Source organism: Mesonia mobilis DSM 19841 (assembly GCF_000423405.1).
GTDB lineage: Bacteria > Bacteroidota > Bacteroidia > Flavobacteriales > Flavobacteriaceae > Mesonia > Mesonia mobilis.
Genome location: NZ_AUHX01000012.1, coordinates 90,837 through 104,553 on the forward strand (window position 1 = coordinate 90,837; position 13,717 = coordinate 104,553).

The 13,717-nt window shown below is 34.5% G+C and carries 13 protein-coding genes and 1 rRNA gene; 4 read left to right on the forward strand and 10 right to left on the reverse strand.

Annotated elements, in window-relative coordinates; all coding sequences use genetic code 11:
* Nucleotides 1–13: 13 nt before the first annotated feature.
* The 5 genes from gap to G551_RS0110110 all read right to left on the reverse strand — a co-directional run bounded on the left by gap (nt 14) and on the right by G551_RS0110110 (nt 3,840).
* The gene (gene gap, locus G551_RS0110090) at nt 14–1,018 is read right to left on the reverse strand and encodes a type I glyceraldehyde-3-phosphate dehydrogenase (protein WP_027885472.1); all 1,005 of its coding nucleotides are present in this window, start codon (nt 1,016–1,018) and stop codon (nt 14–16) included.
* Between the two features lie 2 nt (nt 1,019–1,020).
* Nucleotides 1,021–1,893, reverse strand: a complete 873-nt coding sequence (gene lipA / locus G551_RS0110095; protein WP_027885473.1) for a lipoyl synthase — start codon at nt 1,891–1,893, stop codon at nt 1,021–1,023.
* A gap of 79 nt (nt 1,894–1,972) precedes the next feature.
* On the reverse strand, nt 1,973–2,527 hold the full coding sequence (locus tag G551_RS0110100) for an RNA polymerase sigma factor (RefSeq protein WP_156876779.1): 555 nt from the start codon (nt 2,525–2,527) through the stop codon (nt 1,973–1,975).
* The gene (locus G551_RS0110105) at nt 2,524–3,627 is read right to left on the reverse strand and encodes a glycosyltransferase (RefSeq protein ID WP_027885475.1); all 1,104 of its coding nucleotides are present in this window, start codon (nt 3,625–3,627) and stop codon (nt 2,524–2,526) included. The genes G551_RS0110100 and G551_RS0110105 overlap by 4 nt, the downstream gene beginning before the upstream one ends.
* 9 nt (nt 3,628–3,636) lie before the next feature.
* Nucleotides 3,637–3,840, reverse strand: coding sequence for a hypothetical protein (locus G551_RS0110110; protein WP_027885476.1), 204 nt, complete (start codon nt 3,838–3,840; stop codon nt 3,637–3,639).
* 148 nt (nt 3,841–3,988) lie between these two features.
* Between G551_RS0110110 and G551_RS15665 the strand changes: the two genes are divergently transcribed.
* Complete coding sequence (locus G551_RS15665; protein ID WP_051191361.1) at nt 3,989–4,627, forward strand: fasciclin domain-containing protein; 639 nt, start codon at nt 3,989–3,991, stop codon at nt 4,625–4,627.
* 72 nt (nt 4,628–4,699) lie between these two features.
* Here the strand turns inward: G551_RS15665 and murB are convergent, their stop codons facing one another.
* The 3 genes from murB to G551_RS0110130 form a co-directional block, all read right to left on the reverse strand.
* A complete protein-coding gene (murB, locus tag G551_RS0110120) occupies nt 4,700–5,716 on the reverse strand; it encodes a UDP-N-acetylmuramate dehydrogenase (protein ID WP_027885477.1) in 1,017 nt (338 codons plus the stop codon).
* Nucleotides 5,713–6,909, reverse strand: coding sequence for a pyridoxal phosphate-dependent aminotransferase (locus G551_RS0110125; protein WP_027885478.1), 1,197 nt, complete (start codon nt 6,907–6,909; stop codon nt 5,713–5,715). Before G551_RS0110125 ends, murB begins: the two co-directional genes overlap by 4 nt.
* A 125-nt stretch (nt 6,910–7,034) precedes the next feature.
* Nucleotides 7,035–7,427, reverse strand: a complete 393-nt coding sequence (locus G551_RS0110130) for a DUF1573 domain-containing protein (RefSeq protein WP_027885479.1) — start codon at nt 7,425–7,427, stop codon at nt 7,035–7,037.
* Nucleotides 7,428–7,560: 133 nt separating this feature from the next.
* Between G551_RS0110130 and G551_RS0110135 the strand changes: the two genes are divergently transcribed.
* Nucleotides 7,561–10,194 carry a valine--tRNA ligase gene (locus tag G551_RS0110135; protein WP_027885480.1) on the forward strand — a complete coding sequence of 878 codons (2,634 nt, stop codon included), beginning with the start codon at nt 7,561–7,563 and terminating at the stop codon, nt 10,192–10,194.
* Nucleotides 10,195–10,198: 4 nt separating this feature from the next.
* On the opposite strand, the gene G551_RS0110140 is transcribed toward G551_RS0110135, so the two are convergent.
* Complete coding sequence (locus tag G551_RS0110140) at nt 10,199–11,101, reverse strand: AraC family transcriptional regulator (protein WP_036243665.1); 903 nt, start codon at nt 11,099–11,101, stop codon at nt 10,199–10,201.
* A gap of 185 nt (nt 11,102–11,286) precedes the next feature.
* Here G551_RS0110140 and exaC point away from each other — a divergent pair, with 185 nt between their 5' ends.
* Together exaC and G551_RS0110150 are read left to right on the forward strand one after the other, a co-directional pair.
* On the forward strand, nt 11,287–12,810 hold the full coding sequence (gene exaC / locus G551_RS0110145; protein WP_027885482.1) for an acetaldehyde dehydrogenase ExaC: 1,524 nt from the start codon (nt 11,287–11,289) through the stop codon (nt 12,808–12,810).
* The gene (locus G551_RS0110150; protein ID WP_027885483.1) at nt 12,810–13,172 is read left to right on the forward strand and encodes a DUF779 domain-containing protein; all 363 of its coding nucleotides are present in this window, start codon (nt 12,810–12,812) and stop codon (nt 13,170–13,172) included. Before exaC ends, G551_RS0110150 begins: the two co-directional genes overlap by 1 nt.
* A gap of 253 nt (nt 13,173–13,425) precedes the next feature.
* Here the strand turns inward: G551_RS0110150 and rrf are convergent.
* Nucleotides 13,426–13,534, reverse strand: a 5S ribosomal RNA gene (gene rrf, locus G551_RS0110160).
* Between the last annotated feature and the right edge of the window lie 183 nt (nt 13,535–13,717).

The window sequence follows — 13,717 nt, forward strand, 5'->3', positions numbered from 1 at the left end:
TAGCTTATGTAGCTTATGGGGAAAGCAACAGAATTAAATCTATTAACCTATTACTATAACCTCTTTCGTTATCGTACCACCCAATCAATTTAACGAGATGACCATCGATTACCGAAGTCATTTCGCTATCAAATATACAAGAAAAACGATTACCTAATATATCTACGGAAACAATTGGATCTTCGGTGTAGCTAATAATATTTTTATAACTTTGTATTGAAGCCTTTTTAAAGAGCTGATTCACTTCTTCGATACTTGTTTTTTTCGCTACATTAAGCGTCATGTCTGTTAGTGAACCGTTGGGTACCGGCACTCGAATGCCACAACCACCAATTACTTTTTCTAAATCTGGAAAAATTTTGGTTAATGCTTTTGCTGCTCCGGTTGTAGTCGGTACTATTGATTGTGCTGCGGCTCTCGACCTTCTTAAATCTCGATGCGGCTGATCGTGCAGACTTTGATCTGATGTATAAGAGTGAACCGTAGTTATATACGCCTGTTGAACGTCTAAAGCTTCGTGAACCACTTGCAACATTGGCGCCGCATTATTTGTAGTACAAGAGGCGTTAGATATAATGGTTTCGCTGCCGTCTAAAATGTGTTCATTAACGCCGAGAACCACCATTTTAATATCATCATCTATCGGCGGAACTGAAAGTATAACCTTTTTGGCACCACCTTTTATATGGTTTTGAAGTTCACTTTTAGTTTTAAATTTTCCTGAACTTTCTACGACAAGATCTACTTGAAAACCTTCCCAAGAAATTTGCTTAATATCTTTTTGCTGTGTAAGCGGAAATTTTTGATCTTCTACGACAATCGCTCCGTTTTCAAAAGAAACTTCTTTTGGCAAAACCCCATGAATACTATCGTATTTTAACAAATGTGCTAAGGTTTTACCATCGGCGACATCGTTAATTGCAACCACCTCGATTTGAGAATGATCAAGTAACAATCTAAATAAACTACGTCCAATCCTACCAAAGCCATTAATGGCTACTCTAATTTTTTGAGGCATGATTAGTGAATGTGTTTTTGAGCTTTATAAGAAGAACGAACCAATGCGCTACTTTCTACATGTCTAAAGCCTAAATCTAAACCTATCTCTTCGTATTTTTTAAATTGATCTGGAGTAATAAATTGTTGTACCGGTAAATGTTTTTTACTCGGCTGTAGATATTGCCCAATCGTTACCACATCTACATCTGCAGCTCTAAGATCGTGTAGTGTTTGAATCACTTCTTCTTCTTTTTCACCTAAACCAAGCATAATTCCAGATTTTGTTCTGTTAATGCCTTGTTTTTTTAAGTATTCTAAAACTGCTAAACTTCTATCGTATTTGGCTTGTATACGAACTTCACGGGTAAGACGTTTTACCGTTTCCATATTATGAGAAACCACTTCTGGAGCGACCTCAACAATACGATCGATATTCCTTTCAACTCCTTGAAAATCGGGAATTAAAGTTTCTAAAGTCGTATTAGGATTCATACGGCGAATGGCTTTTACCGTTTCTGCCCAGATAATAGAACCCATATCTTTTAAATCGTCACGATCTACACTGGTAACTACCGCGTGCTTAATATCCATCAATTTAATTGAACGAGCTACTTTTTCCGGCTCATCCCAGTCAACGGTTTCCGGTCTTCCGGTCTTCACCCCGCAAAACCCACAAGAACGGGTACAAACGTTACCTAAAATCATAAAAGTTGCGGTACCTTCACTCCAACATTCGCCCATATTTGGGCAACTTCCTGAAGTACAAATGGTATGCAAATCGTATTTATCTACCAGCTTTCTAAGATTCGTATATTTTTTACCGGTAGGTAATTTTACACGTAACCATTTTGGTTTTTTCTTTGTAGTTTCTGGTGTAAGGGTTTCTACTGCCATAATAAAATTTATAGAAGTTCAAAGATACAAAATAATGTAGAGCTAATTGCACGCTCTACGATAGATTCTATGTATCGCTTTACGAAGATTTTTTATTTGTGATGCTTTCTGCCAATAGCTTTTTAGCTCTTAAAATTTTGACTTTTACGTTATTTACAGGTTCTTGTATATGTTCAGAAATTTCTTTGTAGCTCATTTCTTGAAAATACCTTAACTGAATAACCTCTTGGTAATGCGGCTTTAATTTTTTTATATGATCTAATAAACTTGAAAGGTTCTGCTCGGTGATCAAACGGTCTTCTGCAGTAGGCGTTTCATCTACAAAAGTCTTCTCTGCTTTACCATCTACTTGCGTAGTTTCAATATTTTTCTTTCTAATTAGATCGATATGAATATTCTTTGAAATGGTAATTAACCATGTCTTAAAATTATATTCTACATCAAAAGTTTCTAGCTTTCCAAAGGCTTTAGAAAATGTTTGCACGGTAATTTCTTCAGCTTCATATTCATCATTTGTTCTTTTAAGCTGAAAACTATACACTTGTTGCCAAAAATGATCTAACAAATACTTGTAGGCAATTTGGTTTCCTTTTTTTGCTTTTTGTATTTGTTCTTCTAATTGCTCAGAGATCATTTCCAGTGTGTGGGTTTCGAGATTGAATTATAGATAAAGATACTAATTTGTGAGAGAACAAGCGTTAGATCTTGCAATGGTAATAACCAAAGTAAATTTTTCTCTTTAAAAATTTTAGTGGCTTTAGCATAAGTGAGGTATAAAAATAATGTCCTTAACAAGAAGAGACCTAACACATACTTCCAATCAAAAATAAAGATCAATAAGAAAAATAAACACCAAAACGATAACTGACTTACATAAAAGAGTCCTAATTTAAGTTGATGCTTTTTCTTATAAAATTTTGCCGTAGATACGTGTCGTCTTTTTTGTGCAAACCAAGATTTCCAATTCGATTTAGCTTTACTAAATGTAAAACTATCGGGCGTATAGACAATAGAAGTATTTTTTTTAGTCGCAATTTGATTAATAAAGAGATCGTCGTCGCCAGAAAGAATACTCATATGAGAAACAAAACCTTTATTCTCATAAAATTCATCTGAAGTATAAGCTAAGTTTCGCCCAACCCCCATATAAGCTCTTCCGCGTTTGGCTGAAGAAAAATATTGCAAAGCAGTTAACAATGTTTCAAAACGAATAAGTTTATTGAGGAAAGATTTTTCAGTTTGGTAAGCACCATAACCTAAAACGATGCTTTTTTCTGGCTGGAAACCATTCGCCATTTCTGCTAACCAATTTTCTGAAGCGGGATAACAATCGGCATCGGTAAATACCAATTTTTCATAGTTGGCTTTTTTTATACCTAAAGTTAAGGCATACTTTTTATTTCCCCAGAAACGCTCATTGCTTTGTACATTTACGACTACAATTCGAGAATCTCGAAGCTGAAAATTTTCCATCACCTCTAGCGTATCGTCGTAAGAAGCATCGTTAATCAAGATCAGTTCAAATTCAGAATACTTTTGAGCTAAAATTTTTGGTAAATTCTCTCGTAGATTTTCCCCTTCATTTTTAGCACAAATAATTACAGAAATAGGCGTAGTTACTTTGGCTTGTAAATGAGAATTAGGCTTAGCGAATAAAAAGCTATAAAAAGAAAAGTAATAACATACATTAATTGCCGTAACTGCAACAAAGCAGTAAAATACGATGAGCAACATTTAATGGAGTTATGCTTTAGATTTACTATCGCAATCTCCTACTTCATCGGGCATTTTTCCGCAGAAACTACAAGGTTCACCTTCTTTGTTTAAATAAGGATTTTGGCTTGCACAAGTTCCTGCAAATTTACCGTCTTTCTTTGCCCAAATCTTAATGGCAATTCCTGCAAATGCAATCGCTAATAACGCTATGGTAATAAAAACTAGTTTCATACTGCAAAAATAAAACTTTCTTGCTTCACAGTAAAATTAAAATAGACCTTAATAAATCATTTACACTATTTAACTAAACTTTAAGCAGTAATTTATTAAAAAAGAAGAGTTTAAAATTACCTTCGTAAGACAAACCAAAAAATAAATTATGAAAAAATCTTTTGTCATTTTAGGTTTAGTATCTATGAGTTTTTTTGCTTGTAAAGAAGAAAACAAAGATGCAAACACAAATAATGAAACCCCAACAGAGATGAATGAGTCTTCATCTTCGGAAGAAAATAATTCGACATCAGAAACTATGAATGCAGATGAAGCTGAAGCAAATTCAACATCTGAGATGGATTTAGCCGATGTTGCAATGAATGCAGAGAATCTTTCAACCTTTGTTAAAGCAATCGAACAAGCAGGAATGACGGTAAAAATAAAAGGTGAAGGTCCTTTTACTATTTTAGCTCCAACAGATGAAGCTTTTAAACAATTACCGGAAGGCACTACAGAAAATTTAATGAAGCCTGAAAACGCAAAGAAATTAGAAGCTGCCTTAAGTTATCACATTATTCCGGGATTTGTAGACTCTAAAAAATTGAAAGATTTAATTAACGAAAGTGAAAATAAATCTTACGAATTAACTACTGCCAACGATGGTAAAATCACAGCAAGCATCAATAAAAACGATAAAGTTGTTTTTACAGATGGTAAAGGTAACAAAGCAATGCTCGCCAACGTAGATCAAAAAGGTAAAAACGGAGTAATTCATTCAATTACTACTGTTTTAATGAGAAAATAATTTTTAGAAGTAAAAGTTATTGAGTTAGATTAAGTTAAGTTAGGGAAAAAGCAGCCGAAATGGCTGCTTTTTTTATTGAATAATATTCACTTCCATTTCTAATTCGATACCAAATTTTTCTTGAATAGTTTGCTGAATATGTTTTGCTAAAGCAAAAATTTCTTCTCCGCTCGCATCGCCATAATTTACCAATACCAATGCTTGATTTTTATGTACTCCGGCATCTCCATCTCGGTAACCTTTAAAACCAGCTTGATCTATTAACCAACCGGCAGGCACTTTCACTTCTTCATTAGATATTTGATAAGAAGGAACTTCTGGAAATTTTTCTTTTAATGCTGAAAATGCTGAAGCAGAAATAATCGGATTCTTAAAGAAGCTTCCGCTATTTCCAATCTCTTTGGGGTTGGGTAGCTTTTGCTCACGAATAGCGATCACCACATCAGAAATATCTTTAATCGTAGGAATTTTTATTCCTTTTGCTTCTAATTCGTTTAATATAGCTCCGTAACCGGTTTTTAATTGATGATCTTTCTTAGTAAGCTGAAAGGTTACTGAAGTAATAATGTATTGCCCTTTTACCTCGTTTTTAAAAATAGAATTACGGTAACCAAACTGGCAATCTTCTTTGGTAAAAGTTCGTTTTTCCAGAGTTTGCACGTGAATCGCTTCACATTCTGCAAATACATCTTTTAATTCTACTCCGTAAGCACCAATATTCTGAATGGGTGAAGTTCCTACATTACCGGGAATTAACGATAGATTTTCAACACCTCCATAATTGTTTTCAATACAAAACAAAACAAACTCGTGCCAATTCTCACCGGCATTCACTTTTAAGAAAACTTCCTCTTCGGTTTCGTTAACAACTTGCTTTCCTTTTAAATTGATATGCAAAACAGTCGCATCAACATCTTTGGTGAGCAAGCAATTGCTGCCGCCCCCTAAAATAAAAAGTTCTGAAGCATAAACTTGCTTCAGAACTTCTTGTAATTCTTCTTCGTTAGAAACTTCAACAAAAGTTTTTGCTTTTGCGTCGATCCCAAACGTGTTATAGTTTTTTAATGAAAAATTTCTTTCTTGTCTCATTTTTCATTTTTATAAGCTTTTAAAGCTTCTTTTAAAATTTCAACAGCGGTTAAAAGATTTTCTTTTTTCAATACATACGCAATCCTCACTTGATTAAGTCCAGAGTTTGGTGTTGAATAAAATCCTGAAGCCGGAGCGATCATCACCGTTTCTCCTTTATAATCGAAACTCTCTAATAACCACTTTGCAAAATCTTCAGCATCATCGACCGGTAATTCTGCAATACAATAAAAAGCTCCGTTTGGAGTAGCTACTTTTACACCTTCAATTTCTTCTAAAGCTTCAATTAATGTATCTCGACGATCTACATATTCTTCAATAACATCATCAAAATAAGACTGTGGCGTATCTAAAGCAGCTTCACTGGCAATTTGTGCAAATGTTGGCGGGCTTAATCTTGCTTGTGCAAACTTCATCGCCGCATCCATAAATTCTTTATTTTTAGAAACCACGCATCCAATTCTCGCTCCGCACATACTGTAACGTTTAGAAACTGAATCGATCATAATCGCGTTCTCTTCAATTCCTTCTTGGTTTAATACGGAATAATGCTTTTTTCCTTCGTAAGCAAATTCACGGTAAACCTCGTCTGCTACTAAAAACAGATCGTGCTTTTTAGCTAAAGCCGCTAATTGCTGCATCTCTTCTTTAGTATATAAATATCCGGTAGGATTTCCCGGGTTACAAATAATAATTGCTTTGGTTTTATCGGTAATTCTCTTTTCAAATTCGCTTACCGGTGGTAATGCAAAACCATCATCGAAAGAAGCAGTCACAGGAACTACTGTAACGCCAGATGAAGTAGCAAAACCATTATAATTAGCATAAAAAGGCTCTGGTATAATTACTTCGTCGCCCATATCTGCAATGCTTCCCATCGTGAAAAGTAAAGCTTCAGAACCTCCTGTAGTAATAATAATATCTTCAGCATTTACCGGAATACCTTGCTTTTCGTAGTAAGCTGCTAATTTAGTTCTATAGGAAGCAAAACCTGCTGAATGGCTATAAGAAACGATCTCTAGATCATTATTTTTTACGGCTTCTAAAGCAACTTCCGGAGTTTTAATATCGGGTTGACCAATATTTAAATAGTATATTTTTTTTCCTTGCTCGGTTGCAGCTTCTGCATAAGGAACTAATTTTCTAATCGGTGATTGGGGCATTGCCAGCCCTTTTGAAGATATTGCAGGCATAATTTAATTTTTGACGCAAATTTGCAAAATTATTCGATAAAAATATACTTTTTCATAAAAGATATCTGCATAAAAAAAGCCGCTACAAATTGTAACGGCTAATGTTTTCTATAAAAAGTAAAAGTTTATTTTTCTAAAACGCTTTTAGTGTCCTGCGCTAAAACTTTTCCTTTAATTTTTACCGCATGTGGCGATCCTTCAGCATTAGAATAAACGGTAATTGTTTTTCTAATATAACCTACTTTTTTAGTGTTATACTTCACTTTTAAAATTCCGGTTTCACCAGGAGCGATTGGCTCTTCAGGTTTTTCTGGTACGGTACAACCGCAAGTTGCTGTTGCTTTTTCAATTACTAAAGGTTCATTACCGGTGTTGGTTAATTCAAACGTTCTTACACCGTCGCCACCATATTCTACTTCACCGTAATCTACGGTTTCTTCTTTAAATTCAATTTTAGCCTGAGCTTGAACAGCAATACCTACAAAAAGTAAAACTGCAAATGCAATTAAGTTTTTCATCATTTCTAAATTTAGCCACTAATGTAAACGATAAATACACATTATACAAATAGCAGATTAATAAATTATAATCTTTTAAAATAGTCTTTATATAACTACTTTTGCCTTTCAATTTCAAAAATTAGACCAATTCATGGCCATTGCTGCAAAATATAACGCGAAAGAGATCGAAGATAAGTGGTACGACTACTGGATGAAGAATAATTATTTTCATTCTGAAGTTAATGAAAAAGAGCCATATACCATTGTAATTCCGCCGCCAAACGTGACCGGTGTTTTACATATGGGACATATGCTTAACAACACGATTCAAGATGTATTAATTAGAAGAGCTCGTTTACAAGGTTACAACGCTTGTTGGGTGCCGGGTACCGATCACGCTTCTATTGCTACCGAAGCTAAAGTTGTGGCGAAATTAAAAGCCGAAGGAATTGATAAAAATACCATCTCTCGAGAAGAGTTTATGAAACACGCTTGGGAGTGGACAGACAATTACGGTGGTGTAATTTTAAATCAGTTAAAGAAACTGGGGGCTTCTTGTGATTGGGAACGAACCAAATTTACTTTAGACGAAAAATTATATTCTTCAGTAATTAAATCGTTCGTAGATCTATATAACAAAGGTTTAATTTACCGCGGTTACCGAATGGTAAACTGGGATCCGGAAGCAAAAACTACGCTTTCTGATGAAGAAGTAATCTACGAAGAAAAACAAGGAAATTTATATTACATCAATTATAAAATTGAAGGTTGCGACGATACCTTAACTATTGCCACTACTCGACCTGAAACTATTTTTGGAGATAGCGCTATTTGTATAAACCCAAATGATGAGCGTTTTACGCATTTAAAAGGTAAAAAAGCCATTGTACCGATCGTAAATCGTGTGATCCCAATTATTGAAGATGAATATGTAGATCTTGAGTTTGGTACTGGTTGCTTAAAAGTAACTCCGGCGCATGACGAGAACGATAAAAATTTAGGTGAAAAGCATCACCTAGAAGTGATCGATATTTTTAACGATGATGCTTCTTTAAATGAATATGGTATTCATTACCAAGGGAAAGATCGTTTTCAAGTGCGTAAAGAATTTTCTAAAGAATTAGAAGAAAAAGGCTTTTTAGTAAAAACAGAACAACACACCAATAAAGTAGGAACTTCAGAAAGAACAAAAGCAGTCATTGAGCCTAAAATGTCTGATCAATGGTTCTTAAAGATGGAAGATTTAGCTAAACCGGCTATTAAAGCGGTTTTAGAAACAGAAGAAGTTAAACTTTTCCCAGATAAATTTAAAAATACGTACAGTCATTGGATGAATAACATTCGTGACTGGAATATTTCTCGCCAACTTTGGTGGGGACATCGTATTCCTGCCTATTACTTCGGAAACGGCAAAGAAGATTTTGTAGTCGCAGAAACTCTTGAAGAAGCTTTACAATTAGCCATCGAAAAATCTGGAAATAAAAATCTTACTACTGAAGATTTAAAACAAGATAATGATGCGTTAGATACGTGGTTCTCTTCTTGGCTATGGCCAATGAGCGTTTTCGACGGAATTAATAATCCTGACAACAAAGAATTTAAGTATTACTATCCGACAAACGATTTAGTTACCGGACCCGATATTTTATTTTTCTGGGTTGCCAGAATGATTATTGCAGGTTACGAATATACCGGCAAAAAACCATTCAATAATGTGTATTTAACCGGATTGGTGCGTGATAAGCAACGTCGTAAAATGTCAAAATCTTTAGGAAATTCACCCGACGCTTTAAAACTTATCGAAGATTTTAGTGCAGACGGAGTTCGTGTTGGACTTTTATTAAGTAACGCTGCCGGAAACGATCTCATGTTCGACGAGGCACTTTGCCAACAAGGTAAAGGTTTTGGTAACAAAATCTGGAATGCATTTCGTCTCGTAAAAGGTTGGGATGTAGATAAAAATAAAGAACAACCGCAATCGGCAAAAATTGCGATCGATTGGTATAAAAATACCTTCCAGAAAACATTGGTAGAAATTGAAGATCATTTTTCTAAATACAGAATTTCTGATGCTTTAATGGCCACTTATAAGTTAATTTGGGACGACTATTGTTCTTGGTTATTAGAAATGGTTAAACCTCCTTATGGTGAAGCGATCGATGCCAAAACTTTAGATGAAGTGATCTCGTTGTTAGAAGATAATTTAAAAATATTGCATCCATTTATGCCATTCTTAACCGAAGAAATTTGGCAAAATATTACTGAAAGAAGCAGTGAAGATGCGCTAATTATTTCAACTTGGCCAGCACAAACTGAATTCGATCAAGAATTTATCGCCGATTTTGAAATGGTGAAAGATATTATTTCGGGTATTCGAACAATTAGAAAAGACAAGAATATTTCATTTAAAGATACGATAGAACTTAGCGTAATTAATAATGAAAAGCTGAAAGAAGATTATGATTCTGTTATTGCTAAACTCGGAAATATTTCAGCAATCAATTACGTAACAGAACAACAAGAAAATGCAATTTCTTATCGAGTAAAATCGAATGAATATTTTATTCCGATGGAAGGCGCAGTAGATGTTGAAGCTGAAATTGAAAAGCTAAAAGAAGAATTAAAATACAATCAAGGTTTCTTAAAATCTGTCGAGAAAAAACTTTCTAACGAGCGTTTTGTAAATAATGCTCCAGAAAAAGTTGTCGCGATGGAAAAACAAAAGAAAGCCGATGCCGAAGCAAAAATTGAAGCGATCGAACAAAGTTTAGCAAGTCTTCAATAATTGCTTAGTTATAAAATTTCGCTTGGTATTTCCCAGGCGAAATTTTTTTTATTTTCTTAAAAACTCTATTAAAATAAGATCGACTCTCAAAACCACATTCCATAAACACGTCTTTGATCTTACGGTCACTTTCTTTTAAAAGTTCTGTGGCTAATTTGATGCGTTCTTCATTAATAAATTCAACCGGAGAAATTCCCATTTCATTTTTAAACACGCGATAAAAATTAGATTCGCTCATATAAGCTTTATTGCTTAATTCTTCAATACATATATTTTGATGAATATTCTTCCGAATAAATTCAATCACATAACGCAAACGGCTACTCTGCTGAAATTGAGCTGAATTTTCTAAATAGGCTTTCTTAGAATTGGTTTGCAGCACACGAATCACCAACTCTTGCAACATATTATCTACAAATAGATCTTTAGAAGGATGATTTTCAGTAAACAAATACAACAGTCGCTGTATAATCTGAAAAATTTCTCGATCGTTACTAAAATGAAAATTATAATCCATCAAACTCCAATCTCGCTCATCAAACTTCGGGAGTTTCTCATTCATTAAATGAAGCGTTTGCTTAATTTTATCTTCAGAAATAGCCATCGCTAAACAACGCGTAGGATTTTTTTCTTTTGCTTCAGGAAAATCAATTCGCATAATCTCTTCTGCCGGTAAAACTAAAGATTCTCCCGGTAAAAAATCAAAAGATTGGCTATCGCGTAAATGCATGATCTTTTTTCCTTCCAACATACTTGCCAATACCGGTTGATCGAATTTTAACAATACCTGTTCTGCTCTTTTATGCGTTTCAAAAACATGCATCGCAGCACTATTCATCGTGTAAGTAGTTTGGTTTTCTACCATATCCTGCAAAGATCTTTCTTCAAAAAAACGTTTAGATAACATAATATAATTATTAAAATGATAACTACACAACTACTATATTAAGTAATACCTATAAATATAATACATATTTTATCACTTTAATAATAATTAATAGAATTGTTCATCATATTAGTAGAATTGTTCAAAAATTCGAGAGAAGTTCAATATAACTTTGAGAATCAACAACCTAATTAAAATTTAAAGTTATGAGTAATACAGCCACAACCACTCAATCAGAAATTAAAAAGCCTGAGTTCAAAAGTCAATATGAAAATTTTATTGGCGGAAAATGGACCGCTCCTACCAAAGGAGAATATTTTGAAAACATTTCTCCGGTAGACGGAAAAAGCTTTACAAAAATACCTCGTTCAACTGAAGAAGATATAGAAAAAGCCTTAGATGCTGCTTGGGCTGCCGCACCAGAATGGAATAATTCTGCAGCCGCACATCGAAGCAATTTACTATTAAAAATTGCCGATGTTATGGAGAATAATCTAGAAGCTTTGGCAAGAGCAGAAACTTGGGATAATGGTAAAGCTGTAAGAGAAACAATGGCTGCAGATATGCCTTTAGCGATCGACCACTTTAGATATTTTGCCGGAGTAATTAGAGCAGAAGAAGGTTCTGTGGCAGAATTAGATGCGAATACGGTTTCGTTAAATGTACCAGAACCTTTAGGCGTTGTAGGTCAAATTATCCCCTGGAACTTTCCAATCCTAATGGCAGCTTGGAAGTTAGCTCCGGCGCTTGCCGCTGGAAATTGTGTGGTTCTTAAACCTGCGGAACAAACTCCTGTTGGTATTTTAGTACTTATGGAAATGATCGAAGGTATTTTACCTGATGGAGTTTTAAATATCGTCAACGGTTTTGGTGTTGAAGCGGGTAAACCATTAGCCTCAAATCCAAGAATCGATAAAATTGCATTTACTGGAGAAACGACTACCGGACAATTAATTATGCAATATGCATCAAAAAATATTATTCCGGTGACATTAGAATTAGGAGGAAAGTCACCAAACGTATTCTTTGAAAGTATTATGGATGCCGATGACGAGTATTTTGATAAGTGTATTGAAGGAGCAGTAATGTTTGCTTTAAATCAGGGTGAAGTTTGTACGTGTCCGAGTCGAATTTTAGTTCAAGAAAGCATCTACGAAAAATTTATGGAACGCGTAGTTGAACGCACAAACGCAATAAAATTAGGCCATCCTTTAGATCCTAACACCATGATGGGAGCTCAAGCTTCTAATGATCAATATGAAAAAATATTAAATTACATTGAAATTGGTAAAGAAGAAGGCTGTGAAGTTCTTGCAGGTGGTGAAGCTGCCTATAACGAAGGTTTAGATGGTGGTTATTATATTAAACCAACCATTTTGAAAGGGAATAACAAAATGAGAGTATTCCAAGAAGAAATATTTGGACCGGTAGTTTGTGTTACAACTTTTAAAGATGAAAAAGAAGCCATCGAGATCGCTAACGATACCTTATATGGTCTTGGCGCCGGTGTTTGGACAAGAGATACACATCAGGCTTATCAAATCTCCAGAGCAATTAAAGCTGGTCGTGTTTGGGTAAATTGCTATCATAATTATCCTGCACATGCTCCGTTCGGAGGTTATAAGAAATCTGGTATTGGTCGTGAAAATCACAAAATGATGTTAGATCATTACAGACAGACTAAGAATATGCTTATTTCATACGATAAGAAAAAACTAGGATTCTTTTAATGGAAACTCCTCGAGTTAAAGTCACAGATAAAGCAAGAGAAGTCATCGAACAACTTCAGCAAAAACATGGAGAACTTATGTTTCACCAAAGCGGAGGATGTTGCGATGGCTCTTCTCCTATGTGTTTTCCTAAAGGAGAATTAATGTTAGATAATTCAGATATTTTATTAGGAGAAATCGCCAACTGTAAATTTTATATATCAAAAGACCAGTATGAATATTGGAAACATACACAACTCACCGTAGATATTACTCAAGGTAGAGGTTCAAGCTTTTCATTAGAAATTCCATTAGGTATTCGGTTTATTATAAAATCAAAATTATATAACGAAGACCAAAAATTTAATTTAAAACCTATTTAAAAAAGAAAACTCGATCAAATTTGGTCGAGTTTTTTATTTTAAAATTGAAATACATCATGGTATTTCTATGGCGTTTCCCTATGGGTAGGTTAGTGCGATGGCTACACGCCTTTTGTTTTATTAATATAAAAGAGGATAATCAATTAGTTTGTTTTGAGCGTAGTCGAAAAGCGCTATCCCTAACGTGGGGGTAATTCCTTGATTTTTGGTCATAAAAAAAAGCCCTTTATCATAAGATAAAGGGCTTTTATAAAGAAGGCGGCGACATACTCTCCCACAGTTAGCAGTACCATCTGCGCTAACGAGCTTAACTTCTCTGTTCGGAATGGGAAGAGGTGAGCCTCGTTGCTATAACCACCTTAAATCGTCGGTTTGATCTAAATCAAACACTAATAAGTTAACATATTAAAACAAAAATAAAGTTTACAAAAGAGCTAGAATAAATATCAATTGAGGTATTTTTCGTGCCCTGAACTTAATCAGGGCACTTGCATAAGCTATACGGGTTATTAGTACTACTCGGCTATGACATTACTGCCTTTACA

Bases quoted from the DNA above. Each gene is read 5' to 3' on its own strand.
- gap (WP_027885472.1), bottom strand. From the start codon at position 1,018: ATGCCTCAAAAAATTAGAGTAGCCATTAATGGCTTTGGTAGGATTGGA.
- lipA (WP_027885473.1), bottom strand. From the start codon at position 1,893: ATGGCAGTAGAAACCCTTACACCAGAAACTACAAAGAAAAAACCAAAA.
- G551_RS0110100 (WP_156876779.1), bottom strand. From the start codon at position 2,527: ATGATCTCTGAGCAATTAGAAGAACAAATACAAAAAGCAAAAAAAGGA.
- G551_RS0110105 (WP_027885475.1), bottom strand. From the start codon at position 3,627: ATGTTGCTCATCGTATTTTACTGCTTTGTTGCAGTTACGGCAATTAAT.
- G551_RS0110110 (WP_027885476.1), bottom strand. From the start codon at position 3,840: ATGAAACTAGTTTTTATTACCATAGCGTTATTAGCGATTGCATTTGCA.
- G551_RS15665 (WP_051191361.1), top strand. From the start codon at position 3,989: ATGAAAAAATCTTTTGTCATTTTAGGTTTAGTATCTATGAGTTTTTTT.
- murB (WP_027885477.1), bottom strand. From the start codon at position 5,716: ATGAGACAAGAAAGAAATTTTTCATTAAAAAACTATAACACGTTTGGG.
- G551_RS0110125 (WP_027885478.1), bottom strand. From the start codon at position 6,909: ATGCCTGCAATATCTTCAAAAGGGCTGGCAATGCCCCAATCACCGATT.
- G551_RS0110130 (WP_027885479.1), bottom strand. From the start codon at position 7,427: ATGAAAAACTTAATTGCATTTGCAGTTTTACTTTTTGTAGGTATTGCT.
- G551_RS0110135 (WP_027885480.1), top strand. From the start codon at position 7,561: ATGGCCATTGCTGCAAAATATAACGCGAAAGAGATCGAAGATAAGTGG.
- G551_RS0110140 (WP_036243665.1), bottom strand. From the start codon at position 11,101: ATGTTATCTAAACGTTTTTTTGAAGAAAGATCTTTGCAGGATATGGTA.
- exaC (WP_027885482.1), top strand. From the start codon at position 11,287: ATGAGTAATACAGCCACAACCACTCAATCAGAAATTAAAAAGCCTGAG.
- G551_RS0110150 (WP_027885483.1), top strand. From the start codon at position 12,810: ATGGAAACTCCTCGAGTTAAAGTCACAGATAAAGCAAGAGAAGTCATC.